Source organism: Thiopseudomonas sp. SA1F2-1K (assembly GCF_057443035.1).
In genome coordinates this window covers 1,050,845-1,067,440 of sequence record NZ_CM172014.1, presented here as the reverse complement: position 1 = coordinate 1,067,440, position 16,596 = coordinate 1,050,845, and the positions used below count along the sequence as shown (strand labels likewise).

The following is a 16,596-nucleotide window of genomic DNA, read 5'->3' as shown; positions in this document are numbered from 1 at the left end:
GCAAAGCTAAAGAGGCAACGCATAAAACTTTATGTAAGCGCATAGTCTTCCCAAAAAATCGTCAAAGGGGTGAACAAAATGAATAGCTACTAGCCTACTCTTCCCAATATTTTTTAAAAGGGCTTGCGAATAAAATATCTTCCCTAAGTAAGCCAGCGACTTACTTAGGTAGATAGTTTAACTTATAGTTCGGCAATTGGTTGATTTACTTTAAAGGCTAAGCTTTGCAGCAGCATTTCCACTTTAGGCATTGAACAACCTGCCGCCTTAGCGGCTGCTAAAGGGGCAGCATAAATCCCTTTTAATTCCAGTGGCCGCTGGTGGGTAAAGTCATGGTACATGCTCGGATGATAGTCCGGCATTTTGTCCGTGGCTTTCAACATAGTTTGTACAAAGTTGTCGGGCAATTGATGACCACAAGCCGTCGCCGCATCAATGGTTTCTTGCATCAAATCAGCAATTAAAGCGCGGGCATCAGGATTGTTCATCATCTCGCCGGTAGTGGCGTCTAATAACACGGATAAACCATTGTAAGGAATGTTCCATACCAGTTTCTGCCAGCGCGCTTGCTCAATATTGGCCATGGCTTTGGAGTCTAAACCAGCGTTACGGAATAGACTGGCGCCCTCTTCAGTGATCGCAAGCGCTTGCTCTGCCGTAGCGGAACCACTGTGATAGCCCAAATTTACCCCGCCATAGGCCTGATGATAAATAACCCCAGGCGCACCGCGGTGCACACAAATAAAGCATAAACCGCCCAATAAATGCAGTTTATCTGACAGCAAAGGCCGCAGCTCGTCTTCTACACCAAAGCCATTTTGCATTAGCACCACTTTAGCATTATCCGCTGCAGCTGCCTCAATCAAAGGCACTAAGCTTGGATTACTGGTGGTTTTAGCACCAACTAATAACCAATCACACTTGGGCATTTGGCTGGCATCATTCCAAGCATTGGCTTGCGCTTGATGTATTTCGCCATAGACATCACTTTGAATCATTAAGCCATTTTGCTTAACTGCTGAGTATTCACTGCGTAACAGATAATGCACCTCATATCCGGCCTTAGCCAGCATGACGCCATAAAATCCACCAATGGCACCGGTGCCAATAATTCCCACTTTAATTGCTTGCTGAGCGGTCATTGCCTCTTCCTTCTACGCTTTAGGGTTCAATCGCCTGATCAATCACTAAGTGCACGGGAGCAGTGACTGGCAGTTCTTTAGCTTGTGGCAAACTCTCCCATTCACCCTCGGTTGGATTGCCATGCTTTGAAATCCGAGCCTGCACAGCGATCTTTGGAAAACTAGAGAGTTTCATGTTATCTAGCATCGCATCGGCATCGGATAATTCTAAGGTCACCGGTAAATCAGCTACGGTTAATCGCTTAACCGCTAACGGCATCGGCGAACCTTGCTGGGCGCGGGCAAAGACAAAAACACTGTCGTCAGCTGCAAGCGTGCCTTGCAATTCACTGGCTAAACTCACCTGCACCGTTATTTTTGACTCAGGATTAATAGCTGCTAGGCTTTGCTTGGCGCTGTCTTCACTGGCACTATCCGCTTTAAATTCCGGGGTTGGGCCGCGTGGCGTACTGCCTTGTTGATCCAGCGCCTGTCTGGCTTGTTGAATACCCATCATAATCGGTTCAACTGAAGGATCTTCCGTGTTTAAGCTCACCACTAAACGGGACCATGCATTAATTGAGGTCTGAAAGTCGCCTGACTCAAAGGCTGCAATCCCAATTAATCCCAGCACTGTAGGTTCATCAGGATTATCTTGCAGTACTTCATTAACGGCTGCTTGCAAGTCGTCATTCCAGCGTTTGCCATTAGCGAAATACTCTGCTTGTGCCCACTGCGACAGTAGCTCTGGCTGGCGGCCAGCTAACTCAATTGCTGCATTAAAGGTGCGGGCAGCTTCACGGGGCTGCTCAGCATTCATATAAGTGCGGCCTAGCATAAAGAGTGCATCTAAGGATTTAGGCTGTACTGCCACTACTTTTTGTAAGCGCTCAATGACTTCAGCCATACTTTCTGGCGGCTCCGCCATATCCATCGCCAGCTTCACATTGTCATAGGCACCCCAGTGCTGATACAGGCCAAAGCCTGCTATAGGAATCAGTAAAGCAGCAATTAATGGCAGTGCCTTACCAAAACCACCAATACTTTTTGGGGTACCGGTTTCTGTGTCTTGCAGTAAGACGCGGGCAGCCTCGGCTTTCCCCTGAGCTAGCTGTTCCGCGGATAACGCTCCGGCGGTAAACTGGCTATCTAACTCATCTAAACTTTCTTGGTACAACGCCACGTTCAATGCGGTGCGATCTTCTTCTGCTTGATATTTGCGAACCCGCAACACTGGCAGCAAAAATATCAGTAGCGCAATAAGCAGCATGCTCAATGCCGCCAGATAAAAACCTATCATGATTCACTCTTATTTTGAGATTGTTGACGCAGCAAAGCCTCGAGTTGTTGTTGCTCTTGACTATTTAGCTCAGCAGCATTGGCTTGAGTTTGCTTAATACTGGCGCGCTTACGGCGGTATAAAATTACGCCAAGAATCACAAATCCTGCGCCTAGTAAAGCCGCTGGGCCATACCATAGCAGCAATGTGCTGTTGGTAACCGGTGGCCGATAGCGCACAAACTCACCGAAGCGATCGACCAAAAACTCTTCAATTTCTTGATTGGTTTTACCCTCTTGCAGCATTTGATAAATCTCCGCCCGCATGTCGAGAGCGATCGGTGAGTCTGAGTCGGCAATATTTTGATTCTGACACTTAGGGCAGCGCAGCTCTTCAGTTAGGGTTCGAAAACGCTCATTTTGCTGTTTATCCGCAAACTCAAACGTATCAATTGCCGCCCAGCTACTGCTAACCAGAAGCGAGGTGCCAAAAATTAAGGCTTTTATTCGCTTACTCATTCGTCTAGCAACTCCTGATAAATCGGGGCTAAGCGTTCACGCCAAACCTCCTTGGTAACTACCCCTACCAGTTTGTAACGAACCTTCCCTGCCTTATCGACAATAAAGGTTTCAGGCGCGCCGTACACACCTAAATCAAAGCCTAAGGTACCTTTAGGGTCAAAAATATTCAGCTGATAAGGGTTATGGAAGTCACGCAGCCACTTTTGTGCAGAGGCGTTATCATCTTTGTAGTTCACGCCATGGATTACCACGCCTTGTTTAGCTAAGTCATTCAGCACCGGATGCTCATCTTTACAAGCAGCGCACCAGGTTGCCCAAACATTCACTAAAGCCGGTTTACCTAGCATGCTTTTTTCAGTAATTAGCACTTGGCTATTATCCACCTGCTGCAACTCAAATGCAGGAAACTGCTTATCAATTAAGGCTGAAGGCAGCTCTGATGGATCATTATGGATCCCAAAGATAGCTACCCAAGCAAAAGCCGCTACGCCTAATAAAATTGCGACTACTGCCGCTATACGGCCTTTAGACATTGGCTGTTTCTCCTGTTGCTAAAGCCTCACGCACTTTACGTTTAACTTTAACTCGATAGCGTCGATCAGCAGCGGCAAGTAAGCCACCAAAACCCGTTAAAAAACCACCTAGCCAAATCCAACGTACAAACGGCTTAATGTGAATTCGTACCGCCCAAGCGCCATTGTCTAAGGGCTCACCTAAGGCAACGTAGAGGTCGCGGGTAAAGCCTGGATCAATGCCCGCTTCAGTCATTGGCATTTGCTGCACAATGTATAAGCGTTTTTCTGGGTGCAGTGTGGCAATTTGTTTATTGTCCTTAAACACCCGAATCGTGCCCTTATCTGAAATGTAGTTAGGGCCTTCAAAGTGCTTAGCACCATCAAATACAAACTCATAGCCGCCCATACTCAGCTTATCGCCGATTTCCATTTTTAGGTCGCGCTCAGAGCTAAACTGAGTAGAGAGCACTGCACCAATGGCACAAACGGCTAAGCCAATATGCGCTAAGTGCATTCCCCAGTAGCTTCGAGTCAGCTTACGCATGCCACTCCAAAGGCCACGATGACGGGTTTTATCCAGCACATCTCGCACTACAGCAAAGGCAATCCAAAAGCTTAAGAAGTAAACCGCTACCACCGCCCAATTAAAGTCTGCGGTGAAATAACCTAAACCTAGAGCCGCTATGCCGCTGAGCAATAAAACTGGTAGCAGCATTTTGCTAATCCATTTCACTGGAGTGTCTTTCCAACGCAACAGTACCCCAACACTCAGTGCCAGCATCAAGATGCCCATTAATGGCACAAAGAGCGCATTAAAGTACGGCGGACCTACGGATAGTTTGGCGCCAGTTAGAGAATCTAAAACTAAAGGATACAAAGTACCCATTAATACCATAGTGGTTGCAACCACTAAAATGATGTTGTTAATTAGCAGTAGGGTTTCCCGTGACCATAAACCAAAGCCGATATGGCTTTTAACAACGGGGGCACGTAAGGCAAATAGCGTTAAAGATGCCCCTACCACCACTAATAAGAAAACTAAAATAAAGACACCGCGCTCAGGGTCAGCCGCAAATGCATGCACCGAGGTTAATACGCCCGAACGGACTAAAAAGGTTCCCAGTAAGCTCAAGGAGAACGCGGCAATCGCCAGTAATACTGTCCAACTCTTAAACACGCCGCGTTTTTCGGTAACTGCCAAAGAGTGAATTAAGGCTGTGCCTACTAGCCAAGGCATAAAGGACGCATTCTCTACTGGATCCCAGAACCACCAGCCGCCCCAACCTAGTTCGTAGTAAGCCCACCAAGAGCCTAATGCAATCCCTATGCCTAAAAACGCCCATGCAATTAGGGTCCAAGGCCGTGACCAGCGTGCCCAAGCCGCATCGAGTTTACCGCCAAGCAATGCTGCTATGGCAAAGGCGTAAGCGACTGAGAAACCCACATACCCCATATACAACATAGGCGGATGTACAATTAAGCCAAAGTCCTGCAGTAAGGGGTTAAGATCACGCCCATCCATTGGCATTAAAGGCAATAAGCGCTCAAAAGGGTTAGAGGTCACGATCAAAAACAGTAAAAAACCGACACTGATCATGCCCATAATGGATAGCACGCGGGCCAGCATTTCTTCTGGCAACTGCTTGGAGAAGATCGCCACGGCAAAAGTCCAGCCAGCTAAAATCAATGCCCATAACAGCAATGATCCCTCGTGAGCGCCCCACACCGCACTGACCTTGTAGTACCAAGGTAACAAGCTATTGGAGTTGCTGGCCGCATAGGACACACTAAAGTCATCAACCACAAAGGCCCAGGTTAAACAGGCAAAGGCCGCCAGCAAAAATGCAAACTGCCCCCAAGCGGCTGGCTGCGCCAAACTCATCCAGTGATGATCACCGCGCCACGCGCCAATAATCGGAAAAATTGACTGCACCACGGCAAAGCACAATGCTAAAATTAGCGCTAAGTGGCCCAGTTCAGGAATAAACAGCATAAAGCTATTCATTAGTTTTTATCCTTAGCGGTCGCTTGATCGCCATTTTCATAATGCTTGAGAACGCCGGCCTCTTCTAAGGCTTTAGTCACCTCTGGCGGCATGTAGTTTTCATCATGTTTAGCTAAGACTTCATCAGCTAACAATACCCGAGCATGATTCAGCTTACCTTGCGCTACAATTCCTTGCCCTTCGCGGAACAAGTCAGGCAAGAAGCCAGTAAATTGCACCGTTACATCATGCTGACCATCGGTGATCACAAACTGACGAGTGACGATGGTTTTGTCGTCACTTTGTGACTCTTGCTCATTTAAAATCTTAACCGAGCCGTCTTTGACCAAGCCGCCGGCACGAATCCGCATTTCTTCCGGCGCCTCACCTTGGGCGATCTGGGTTGGGCTGTAGAACAGGTTAATATTTTCTTTCAAGGCGAGTAATCCAATCCCTACGGTCGCGCTGACGCCTAATAAAATAGCTAAGACGATGATTAAACGTTTTTTACGAACTGGATTCACAGTGACTGCTCCCGACGCAACTGACGCGCTGCTTGTTTCAGATAACGCCGACGTGCTAACAACGGCAACATAACATTTAGACCTAGCACCGCAAGGGCTACGGCATAGGCCGACCAAACATAGATGCCATGCTGACCCATGGCCAAAAAATCACTCAAGGACGCAAAATACATAACTAGCGCTCCAGCTGTTGCTTCACAATGTCACCGACCCAACGGGCTCGGTGCTCGCGTTTTAATATTTCTAAGCGCATTCGCACAAATAACACCGCAGTAAAAAAGCAATAAAACCCCAACACCATTAACAATAAAGGCATCCACATATCGAAGGGCATCGCCGGTTTTTCGGTTACGGTAAAGGTGGCAGGCTGATGCAAGGTGTTCCACCATTCTACCGAGTACTTAATTATGGGAATATTAACCACTCCGACAATGGATAGAATCGCGCACGCTTTAGCCGCACTTTCGCGGTTAGTAATCGCATGACTTAAGGCGATCACTCCAAAATATAAAAATAATAAAATCAGCATCGCCGTCAAACGCGCATCCCATACCCACCATGCACCCCAGGTTGGCTTACCCCACACCGCACCAGTAAAGAGTGCAATAAACGTCATCCACGCCCCAATCGGTGCTGCTTGCTGCAAAGCAACATCGGCAACCTTCATTTTCCAGACCAAGCTGACCAGGCCGGCAATGGCTAGGGTCACATAAATTGACTGGGCTAGAAATGCCGCAGGAACATGGATATAAATAATCCGAAAGCTGTTACCTTGCTGATAATCCTCAGGGGCAAACGCGAGTCCCCACACCATCCCTACAGCTAATAAGATAATTGATGCAATGACTAGCCAAGGTAACCAATTACCACTTTTTTCATAGAACCACTTAGGTGAACCCCATTTATGAAACCATGCCCAATTCATTGATTTTTTCTACCTTCTTCATTCAGTGGGAGCTTAATCATCACGTTTGTTAGCCGGCTATTCTGCCACACTAATACTTAACCCTGCAGCTATCGCAAAAGGAGTTAAGGTAATACTTAATACGGTTAAACAGGCCATCCACAGCAGATAACCAGTGGTGGGCAAGCCTTGCAGTGCGGCTTGTAAAGTACCACTGCCTAAAATCAGCACCGGAATATAAAGCGGTAAAATCAATAACGCCAAGAGCAATCCACCCCGTTTTAGACCAACGGTTAGTGCCGCGCCCACTGCTCCTAGCAAGCTAAGCACTGGGGTGCCGAGCAATAACGACAGTAATAAGTCAGGAATGCAAGCTGCAGGCAGTCCTAGCATCAAGGCTAAAACAGGCGCTAATAAGACCAAGGCTAACCCTGAAAATAGCCAGTGCGCAGCCACCTTGGCCAAACACAGCAAAGGTAAAAAACGCTCGGAAACTACCCATTGCTCTAGGGAGCCATCTTCAAAGTCTGCGCGAAACAAACCATCTAGGGACAACAGCACAGCTAACAGTGCCGCTACCCAGATCAAACCAGGCGATAGTGTCTGCAATAACCCGACCTCTGGCCCAACCGCTAATGGAAACAGCGCAACTACAATAGCAAAAAAAATCAGCGGGTTAATCAAGTCAGAAACTCGACGAAATAGTAAGCGCGCTTCTCGTTGAAATAATAAGAAAAATAATGACATCAACTCCCTGCCTTACTTAGATCTACTTCAGCAAACTGTTGGGGTTTATGCTGTAAGTCATGGTGCGTAGTTAAGATCACAGCACCTCCTTGCTCACAATGCGCAGCTAAATGCTGTTCAAGCTGAGCCACTGCGGCTTTATCTAGTGCTGTAAAGGGCTCATCCAATACCCACAGTGCGGCAGCTGGCAAATACAAACGAGCTAAAGCCACACGCCGCTGCTGCCCAGCTGATAAGGTGTGGCAAGGCACATCCTCAAAACCGCGCAGGCCAACTGCAGTTAGTGCTTGCTGAATTTGCACCGCACTGGCCTTAACACCGGTTAATGCTGACAACCAACTTAGGTTCTCTTCCGCACTCAATAAACCGTTAATCCCTGGTGCATGGCCAATCCATAAAATTCCAGAGCTTTGCCGCTGAATGTGGCCTGAGCTGGGCTGACGCATGCCGGTCACTAAACGCAATAGACTTGATTTACCACTGCCATTCGGTCCAACCACTTGCAGCATATCGCCTCCCTGCACGGTAAAACTCAGCTGCTGAAACAGCAAACGACCGTCGCGCTCACAACTAAGGTTTTCGGCAGAGAATAAAAGATGGCTCACAGCAAGCTCACACTAACCCAATCAGAAGACATGTAATAAAGGTATAACCGCGCGGATTATAGCAGCCTTATGTAAGCACGGCGGAATCTTCTTCAACAGTTTGTTACAGCTTGATTCCTATCATTTTTCTGACTTTATACGACCAAGGGATTACTCACAAAAAGTGTGGAAGGGTCTGTGAATAACTTCAAAAAATACGCTGCAGCCACTGTCAGCACTCAGTTGCCGAGCAGTGGCTATTTTTTAATCAGGCCGTCATATTGTTCTGCTAGTCCGCCTGTTTGGCTAGATGCACGGTGCGTTGTGGGAATGGGAAATTAATTCCCTCCGCGTCAAAGCGCTCTTTTGCTTGCTCTTGTAGCTCAAAGAATACGCCCCAATAATCGGCACTTTTCACCCACATTCGCAACGAGATATTAACCGAGTTATCACCCAGCGAGGTCAGATACACCACAGGCTTTGGCTCTTGCAGTACGCGCTCATCGGCATTTGCAATCGCTAATAAGATTGCGCGGGCTTGTTGTAAATCGTCGCCATAATCAATCCCTAAATTAAGATCAACTCGGCGGGTAGGCTTGCGTGAAAAGTTCACAATACTGCCGTTAGATAATGCGCCATTGGGCAAAATTACGGTTTTATTATCTCCGGTTTTTAACACAGTATGAAAAATCATAATACTTTCTACCGTTCCACCAGTGCCTTGGGCCTCAATGTAATCGCCAGCCCGAAACGGTCGTAAAAACAAAATCAACACGCCGCCTGCAAAGTTTGACAGACTGCCCTGCAATGCCATACCAACAGCCAAACCAGCCGCACCGAGCAAAGCAATAAAAGAAGTTGTTTGGATCCCGAGCATGCCAGCTGCGCTAATCAACAGCATGATGCGCAGTAGCGCACTGACCAACGAGCTAATAAAGCCACTGAGCATCGGATCAGCGTGGCGCTGCTGAGTGAAGCGCTCAATGGCATTAACCACTTGATTAATCAGCCACCAGCCCACCACTAAGGTGATTAGGGCAAATAACACATGACTGCCGTATTCAAGCAGCCATGGCCACCAGTTTTGTTTCGCTTGCTCTGTCCATTGCTGGATACTGCTACCCATGAAAACCTCTTGTTTATTAAGTGATAAATCTGCGAACAATGCCTCGCCTAGGATAATTTTGCGTTACCTAAGCAGCTCTTTACAATCTTTTAATAGCCCTTGCTCTTCTTCTGGGGCTTTTTTATTGGAGCTAATCCAGGATAAAACTCCCAACTCACCTTTAGTGTGCCAGCTATAGCGTAACTCTTGATTAATTGAGAGATAGCGCGCACCTGAACCGCTACTGGTAATTTGCATGGGTATTTGTCTCCCTTCTACCTGCAGCACAGCAAAGGCTCCACCCGACTGGGTATTGATATAACTCACTGGCAATACTAAGCCCCGCTCACACTGATAGATTTTTTGTACCATCGTGTCACCCTGCGCGGCCTGAGCTGAATTGCTAGCGGCTTGGCTGGCTACTCCCAGTAGCGGCAGACCACCGATGACCATGACTAGTGCCCGTATTTTTGTGCTGAGTGTTTGTCTCATAAATTACCCACCTTACGCTTGATTAAATTAGCAATGATTATTAGATGCAAACCCATCTAAAAGTTCTGGCAAAGCCTTACTAGACAAAGCTTTGCAGACTGCGTACCGTGCCTACAATTCTCTGCTAGCAATGTGGGTAAGACATGAACAAAGAACTCATTCAGGCGCGGCAAAAAGCTATGTGCAATACCAGCTTAGTGGGTGCCTTAGTTAACGCTACGCTAACCTTTGGCAAAATTATTTTTGGTTTTATTGGTCACTCCCATGCGCTATTAGCCGATGGTTTGCACTCACTGGCCGATCTTAGTACTGACTTAATGGTGTGGTTTGCGGCCAAATACAGCAACCAGCCAGCAGATCAAGAGCACCCTTACGGGCATGGCCGAATTGAAACCGCCTTTACTGTACTCTTGGGTGTGGTCTTGATGGTGACTGCTGCTGGCATTATGTGGGATGCCGGTAAGCGTTTACTTGAGCCTGAAACACTACTGATTCCTACCCAAATTGTGCTGTGGGTAGCCGCACTGTCGATTGCCGCTAATGAATGGCTGTATCACTACACCATGCGCGCCGCTAAGCAAACCAAATCCAGCCTGCTAGCAGCGAATGCCTGGCACCACCGCTCAGATGCTATTTCTTCGATTGTCGTGTTTATCGGTGTGGGTGGCAGTTTATTAGGTTTCCCTTATTTAGATGCCTTTGCCGCCCTAGCTGTGGCTGTGATGATTGTTAAAATCGGCTGGGATCAAACCTGGAGTGCGGTTCGCGAACTGATTGATACCGGATTAGAACCACAAAAAATCAAAGCCATTAAACGAGTCATTAAGCAAGTTGAGGGTGTGAAAAGCATGCATATGCTACGCTCTCGGCGTATGGCTGGTACCTCCTTAATTGATGTGCATATTGAAGTAGACTCGCATCTCAGTGTATCTGAAGGCCACCATATTGGTGACTATGTGAGAATGCGTCTAATGGAAGAGCACGAAAGCATTGGCGATGTGATGATTCATATTGATCCTGAAGATGATGCACTTTCTGACCTGTGTGCTGACCTACCGCTACGCCACCATGTGCTTGAACAGCTGGCGATTAGCTGGCAAGGAGTCATTGCGCCTGCCGTACTAGGCAGCGCAACTTTGCATTATTTAAGCGGACAGATCGAAGTTGATTTATTACTTCCCTTGCCTGAAGTCATTGAACCGCAACTGGCCGAACAATTACGGCAAAAAGCCCCCACTGCGCTTAAGCTACGTACTGTACGCATTAGCTATCAAGCACACTAAAAGGCACAATGCGATCCACACAAAAAAGCCCATCGTTTGATGGGCTTTTTAATTACTTACTCACTTAGCGCTCGAGTAAAATCCGCAGCATACGGCGCAATGGCTCTGCCGCGCCCCATAGCAATTGGTCACCAACAGTAAAGGCGCCAACAAATTGCGAGCCCATATTCAACTTACGTAAACGTCCCACAGGGATATTCATGGTGCCCGTAATAGCCGCTGGCGTCAGCTCTTTCATGGTTGCTTCACGCTGATTAGGAATTAGCTTAACCCATGGATTATGTTGACTAATAAGGTCTTCTAGATCACTAATTGGCACATCTTTGTTTAGTTTGATCGTCAGCGCTTGGCTGTGAGAGCGCATCGCTCCTACACGTACGCAGAGGCCATCCACTGGAATTGGATTTTTAAAACGGCCTAAAATTTTGTTAGTTTCAGCCTGAGCTTTCCACTCTTCACGGCTTTGGCCATTAGGTAACTCAGAGTCAATCCATGGAATCAAGCTGCCGGCTAATGGCACGCCGAAATGGTCGGTAGGAAAGGCATCGCTGCGCTGCATCTGGGCTACTTTACGATCGATTTCTAAAATAGCCGAGGCAGGATCATCAAGCTCAGTGGCAACTGATTGCTGAATCGCGCCCATTTGCTTAATCAGTTCGCGCATGTTTTGCGCACCAGCACCACTGGCGGCCTGATAGGTCATGGCGCTCATCCATTCCACCAAGCCTGCCTCAAATAAACCACCTAACCCCATGAGCATTAAGCTCACGGTGCAGTTGCCGCCAATAAACTCTTTTTGTCCCGCATCAATCGCTTTGTCGATGCCACGGCGGTTCACTGGATCTAACACAATAACGGCGTTGTCATCCATCCGTAAGGTGGACGCCGCATCAATCCAGTAGCCCTTCCAACCCGCTTCGCGCAGTTTTGGGAAAACCTCTGAGGTGTAGTCGCCACCTTGACAGGTCAAAATGATATCTAATCCTTTTAACTCATCAAGATCGTAAGCATCTTTTAAGGTTGGCACATCGCGCCCAACACTCGGCGCTTCACCCCCTACGTTTGAGGTAGTGAAAAATACCGGTTCAATTAAATCGAAGTCTCGCTCTTCTTGCATACGCTGCATTAAGACCGAACCAACCATTCCACGCCAACCAATCAGACCTACACGTTTCATCTGTAACTACACCTTATAAATAAGTTGCCCCAGCCAATCAACGATTAGCTAGGGCAAAGAGAAGCACGTTATAGCTTTGCGAGTGCTGCAACCACTGCATCACCCATAGCGCTTGTACTTACTTTTTCCATTCCTTGCGACCAGATATCTCCAGTACGCAAGCCTTGATCTAAGACGTCACTGACCGCCTGCTCAATAGCATCTGCTGCAGCTACCTGATTAAAGGTATAACGCAACATCATCGATACCGACAAAATGGTTGCCAGCGGGTTTGCTAAGCCTTGACCTGCAATGTCCGGTGCTGAACCGTGACAAGGTTCATACATACCTTTGTTATTTGCATCCAAGGAGGCTGAGGGCAACATACCAATCGAGCCAGTCAGCATTGAAGCTTCATCCGAGAGAATATCACCAAACATGTTATCTGTAACTATGACATCAAACTGTTTTGGCGCACGCACCAATTGCATGGCGGCGTTATCTACGTACATGTGGCTTAACTCTACTTCTGGGTAGTCTTTTGCCACTTCTTCAACCACTTCACGCCACAAACGGCTGGACTCTAAAACGTTTGCTTTATCTACTGAGCACAGCTTTTTGTTGCGTAACTGTGCCATCTCAAAGCCTACTTTAGCAATACGACGAATTTCACTTTCGCTATAGGGTAGCGTATCAAAGGCTTTGCGTTCGCCATTCTCTAAAGTTACTGTGTCGCGCGGGCTACCGAAATAGATCCCACCGGTTAGTTCACGCACGATTAAAATATCTAAGCCTGATACCACTTCTGGCTTTAAGGTAGAGGCTTCAGCTAGCTGTGGATACAGCAGTGCTGGGCGCAAGTTTGCGAACAGTTTTAATTCAGAGCGAATTTTCAACAAGCCACGCTCAGGACGAATCGCACGATCCAAGGTGTCCCACTTAGGCCCGCCCACAGCACCTAACAGCACAGCATCGGCTTGACGGGCACGAGCCAAGGTTTCATCAGCTAAAGGGACACCGTGCTGATCAATGGCTGCGCCACCAATCACATCCTGTTGCAGGGTTAAACCCAAACTGTATTTTTGATTAGCCAGTTCTAATACTTTAACCGCTTCAGCGGTAATTTCAGGACCAATCCCATCACCTGGAAACACTAATACTGTTTTGCTCATTTGCTTTCTCTTCTTACTGGAGCTGACGCTAAGCGCCAGCTCGATCAAATTAATTTACTTAATTGCGCCAAATAACCAAGGCTGCGCCGCTTGGTGCTTAGCTTCAAAATCTTTAATCGCTGCTTCGTCTTGCAAGGTTAAACCAATATCATCCAAACCATTGAGCAAGCAGTGCTTACGGAATGCATCCACCTCAAAACTGTAGCTGACGCCATCAGGACGGGTGACCGTTTGCGCCTCAAGGTCTACCGTTAACTGATAGCCTGGCTCAGCAAACACTTGCTCAAACAACGCATCCACTTCTGCTTGTTCTAATACAATCGGCAGCAAGCCATTTTTAAAGCTGTTGTTGTAAAAAATATCCGCAAAGCTCGGTGCAATCACACAGCGAAAACCATATTCATCTAACGCCCAAGGCGCATGTTCACGACTAGAACCGCAGCCAAAGTTTTCTTGCGCCAATAACACACTCGCCCCTTGGTAACGCGCTTGGTTCAGTACAAAGTCTTGGTTTATCGGACGTTGACTATTGTCTTGCCCCGGATAGCCTTCATCTAAATAACGCCACTCGTCAAACAAGTTCGGGCCAAAACCGGTGCGCTTAATCGATTTTAAAAATTGCTTAGGAATAATTTGGTCAGTGTCTACGTTGGCGCGATCCAAAGGAGCCACTAATCCCGTATGTTGAGTAAAAGCTTTCATGGAACTCTCCTTAATTTAATAATTCACGCACATCAACAAAATGACCTTGAACTGCGGCCGCTGCAGCCATTGCAGGACTGACTAAATGGGTGCGTCCGCCATTGCCTTGGCGTCCTTCAAAGTTACGGTTAGAGGTCGAGGCACAGTGCTCACCGCTGCCTAATTTATCAGGGTTCATCGCTAAGCACATAGAGCAACCAGGCTCACGCCATTCAAAGCCTGCCTCAATAAAGATTTTATCCAAACCTTCTGCTTCGGCTTGTTGCTTAACTAATCCAGAACCTGGCACCACCATGGCCTGAAGCACGTTAGCTGCCACTTTGCGCCCTTTAGCTACCTCAGCCGCAGCCCGCAAGTCTTCAATCCGTGAGTTGGTGCAAGAACCAATAAATACCCGGTCAACTTTGATGTCGGTAATCGCTTGATTGGCTCTCAGCCCCATATAATTTAAGGCTCGCTGAATCGAGTCACGCTTCACAGGATCTGCTTCTTGAGCGGGATCAGGTACATTAGCATCCACTGGCAAGACCATCTCTGGCGAGGTGCCCCAGCTCACTTGTGGTTTAATGTCTTCAGCACGCAGTTCAACGACTTTGTCAAATTGAGCATCTGCATCTGAAACTAACCCTTGCCAAACGGTAACCGCTTGCTCCCAATCCTGCCCCTTAGGTGAGTACGGACGACCTTTCACATAATCAATAGTTTTCTCGTCGACAGCGACTAAACCAACACGCGCACCGGCTTCAATCGACATGTTACAAATGGTCATCCGACCTTCCATCGATAAATCACGGATCGCACTACCGGCAAACTCAATGGCATAACCGGTACCCCCTGCGGTACCAATTTTACCAATGATCGCCAACACGACGTCTTTGGCAGTCACGCCTGCTCCTAACTGGCCTTCAACCCGTACTTGCATATTTTTCATTTTTTTGGCCACTAAACACTGAGTAGCCAGCACATGCTCAACTTCTGAAGTCCCAATGCCATGAGCTAAGGCACCAAAAGCACCATGGGTAGAGGTATGGGAGTCACCGCAAACCACGGTCATTCCTGGCAAGGTAGCACCCTGCTCTGGCCCAATTACGTGAACAATCCCTTGACGGATATCATTCATCTTAAACTCAACAATGCCAAACTCATCGCAATTAGCATCTAATGTTTGCACCTGAATACGTGAGGTTTCATCAGCAATGGCTGCAATTCCACCCTCACGCTCTTTTTTCGTGGTTGGTACGTTGTGATCAGGGGTAGCAATGTTGGCATCAATACGCCATGGCTGACGCCCTGCAAGACGTAACCCCTCAAATGCCTGGGGTGATGTCACTTCATGCAGAATATGACGATCAATGTAAATTAACGAAGAACCGTCATCACGACGCTTTACTTCGTGCATATCCCATAACTTGTCATACAGTGTCTTGCCGGTCATTGGCTTACCCTCATCATTTATCTTAGCTGCGGTATAATTTTCTAGGCTGTATCGCCCCGCACTGAATGTGCTTATAGCTTTATCCTAGAAACTTTGCTCAAATAACTCAAATTTTATTTTTTCATCGATTGCATTCCATTTTGGAATACATTTCAGACTAGGACTTCACGGGCGCTGTTATGGATCTTACTCACCTCAATACCTTTGTCGCTGCAGCTGAGCAGCTAAGCTTCTCGTTGGCCGCCGAGCAATTACACGTTACTCAGCCGGCGGTGAGTAAACGTATTTCTGCCCTTGAGCAGCAATTGGGCGTGCGCTTATTTGATCGAATAAACCGCGACATTCTATTAACTGACGCCGGTAAAGCCTTATTGCCTAGAGCCTATCGCTTAATTAATGAACTTAAAGACACTCAACGCGCGTTACATAATCTTGAGCACCAGGTCAGCGGCTCGCTGAGCTTAGCCACCAGCCACCATATTGGCCTGCATCGTTTGCCGCCTATTTTGCGAGAGTTTACGCGGCGCTATCCTGAGGTACAGCTAGATATTCGTTTCTTAGATTCTGAGGTGGCTTATGAGGAAGTGCTCCAAGGGCGCTGCGAGTTAGCGATTATTACCCTCTCTCCCCACACGCTACCCCCACTGGCAGCCCATCTGTTATGGAATGATGAACTGGTCTTTGTCGCCGCTAAGGATCATCCGTTAGCAGAGCAAGCACCGCTTACCTTATCTGAGCTAGCCAGCCACCCTGCTATTTTTCCTGGCAGTCACACCTTTACCCAAAAAATTGCCCAGCAGTTATTTGATCAGCAAGGCTTAGTTCCTTGCATCAGTATGAGTACTAACTATATGGAAACCATTAAAATGATGGTCTCTATCGGATTGGCTTGGAGTGTTCTGCCGAAAACTATGCTCGACACAGAGCTAATACAACTCAACGTACAGACTCCTAGTTTACTTCGTCCACTGGGCTATATTCAGCATCAACAACGCACTGCCTCAAATGCAGTTAATGCCTTTATTGATATTTTACATAGCTATAAAAACGCCGAGTAAAGCAGCCCTGACTC

The 16,596-nt window shown here is 47.5% G+C and carries 18 protein-coding genes; 2 read left to right on the top strand and 16 right to left on the bottom strand.

Annotated features, from left to right (window positions below; all coding sequences use genetic code 11):
* Positions 1-182: 182 nt before the first annotated feature.
* From AC2T15_RS05135 to AC2T15_RS05080, 12 genes are all read right to left on the bottom strand, one after another.
* The gene (locus AC2T15_RS05135; RefSeq protein WP_486778903.1) at positions 183-1,142 is read right to left on the bottom strand and encodes a putative 2-dehydropantoate 2-reductase; all 960 of its coding nucleotides are present in this window, start codon (positions 1,140-1,142) and stop codon (positions 183-185) included.
* Positions 1,143-1,161: 19 nt separating this feature from the next.
* Positions 1,162-2,421, bottom strand: a complete 1,260-nt coding sequence (gene ccmI, locus AC2T15_RS05130) for a c-type cytochrome biogenesis protein CcmI (protein WP_486778902.1) — start codon at positions 2,419-2,421, stop codon at positions 1,162-1,164.
* A complete protein-coding gene (locus AC2T15_RS05125) occupies positions 2,418-2,918 on the bottom strand; it encodes a cytochrome c-type biogenesis protein (protein ID WP_486778901.1) in 501 nt (166 codons plus the stop codon). Before AC2T15_RS05125 ends, ccmI begins: the two co-directional genes overlap by 4 nt.
* Positions 2,915-3,454, bottom strand: a complete 540-nt coding sequence (locus AC2T15_RS05120; RefSeq protein WP_053102332.1) for a DsbE family thiol:disulfide interchange protein — start codon at positions 3,452-3,454, stop codon at positions 2,915-2,917. The genes AC2T15_RS05125 and AC2T15_RS05120 overlap by 4 nt, the downstream gene beginning before the upstream one ends.
* The gene (locus AC2T15_RS05115; RefSeq protein WP_486779018.1) at positions 3,447-5,429 is read right to left on the bottom strand and encodes a heme lyase CcmF/NrfE family subunit; all 1,983 of its coding nucleotides are present in this window, start codon (positions 5,427-5,429) and stop codon (positions 3,447-3,449) included. Before AC2T15_RS05115 ends, AC2T15_RS05120 begins: the two co-directional genes overlap by 8 nt.
* An 11-nt stretch (positions 5,430-5,440) precedes the next feature.
* Positions 5,441-5,944: a cytochrome c maturation protein CcmE gene (gene ccmE, locus AC2T15_RS05110; protein WP_053102330.1), complete on the bottom strand. Its 504-nt coding sequence runs from the start codon at positions 5,942-5,944 to the stop codon at positions 5,441-5,443.
* A complete protein-coding gene (gene ccmD / locus AC2T15_RS05105; RefSeq protein ID WP_053102329.1) occupies positions 5,941-6,117 on the bottom strand; it encodes a heme exporter protein CcmD in 177 nt (58 codons plus the stop codon). Before ccmD ends, ccmE begins: the two co-directional genes overlap by 4 nt.
* 2 nt (positions 6,118-6,119) lie before the next feature.
* Positions 6,120-6,869 (bottom strand): heme ABC transporter permease, encoded by a 750-nt coding sequence (locus AC2T15_RS05100; protein WP_053099476.1) that lies wholly within the window; start codon positions 6,867-6,869, stop codon positions 6,120-6,122.
* Positions 6,870-6,926: 57 nt separating this feature from the next.
* Complete coding sequence (gene ccmB / locus AC2T15_RS05095) at positions 6,927-7,595, bottom strand: heme exporter protein CcmB (RefSeq protein WP_053102328.1); 669 nt, start codon at positions 7,593-7,595, stop codon at positions 6,927-6,929.
* Positions 7,595-8,200 (bottom strand): cytochrome c biogenesis heme-transporting ATPase CcmA, encoded by a 606-nt coding sequence (gene ccmA, locus AC2T15_RS05090; protein ID WP_486778900.1) that lies wholly within the window; start codon positions 8,198-8,200, stop codon positions 7,595-7,597. The genes ccmB and ccmA overlap by 1 nt, the downstream gene beginning before the upstream one ends.
* Positions 8,201-8,468: 268 nt before the next feature.
* On the bottom strand, positions 8,469-9,305 hold the full coding sequence (locus AC2T15_RS05085; RefSeq protein ID WP_486778899.1) for a mechanosensitive ion channel family protein: 837 nt from the start codon (positions 9,303-9,305) through the stop codon (positions 8,469-8,471).
* A 63-nt stretch (positions 9,306-9,368) separates the two neighbouring features.
* On the bottom strand, positions 9,369-9,776 hold the full coding sequence (locus tag AC2T15_RS05080; RefSeq protein WP_486778898.1) for an MliC family protein: 408 nt from the start codon (positions 9,774-9,776) through the stop codon (positions 9,369-9,371).
* Positions 9,777-9,919: 143 nt separating this feature from the next.
* Between AC2T15_RS05080 and AC2T15_RS05075 the strand changes: the two genes are divergently transcribed.
* Positions 9,920-11,059, top strand: a complete 1,140-nt coding sequence (locus tag AC2T15_RS05075) for a cation diffusion facilitator family transporter (protein WP_486778897.1) — start codon at positions 9,920-9,922, stop codon at positions 11,057-11,059.
* Between the two features lie 64 nt (positions 11,060-11,123).
* Here the strand turns inward: AC2T15_RS05075 and asd are convergent, their stop codons facing one another.
* The 4 genes from asd to leuC all read right to left on the bottom strand — a co-directional run bounded on the left by asd (position 11,124) and on the right by leuC (position 15,524).
* Positions 11,124-12,236, bottom strand: a complete 1,113-nt coding sequence (asd, locus tag AC2T15_RS05070; RefSeq protein WP_486778896.1) for an aspartate-semialdehyde dehydrogenase — start codon at positions 12,234-12,236, stop codon at positions 11,124-11,126.
* 68 nt (positions 12,237-12,304) lie between these two features.
* Positions 12,305-13,387, bottom strand: coding sequence for a 3-isopropylmalate dehydrogenase (gene leuB / locus AC2T15_RS05065; RefSeq protein WP_053099469.1), 1,083 nt, complete (start codon positions 13,385-13,387; stop codon positions 12,305-12,307).
* Positions 13,388-13,441: 54 nt separating this feature from the next.
* A complete protein-coding gene (gene leuD / locus AC2T15_RS05060) occupies positions 13,442-14,089 on the bottom strand; it encodes a 3-isopropylmalate dehydratase small subunit (RefSeq protein WP_053099468.1) in 648 nt (215 codons plus the stop codon).
* 10 nt (positions 14,090-14,099) lie between these two features.
* Entirely contained in the window at positions 14,100-15,524 is a 1,425-nt protein-coding gene (gene leuC, locus AC2T15_RS05055; RefSeq protein WP_053099467.1) for a 3-isopropylmalate dehydratase large subunit, read from the bottom strand.
* Positions 15,525-15,703: 179 nt separating this feature from the next.
* Between leuC and AC2T15_RS05050 the strand changes: the two genes are divergently transcribed.
* Entirely contained in the window at positions 15,704-16,582 is an 879-nt protein-coding gene (locus tag AC2T15_RS05050; RefSeq protein ID WP_053102323.1) for a LysR family transcriptional regulator, read from the top strand.
* Positions 16,583-16,596 lie beyond the last annotated feature (14 nt).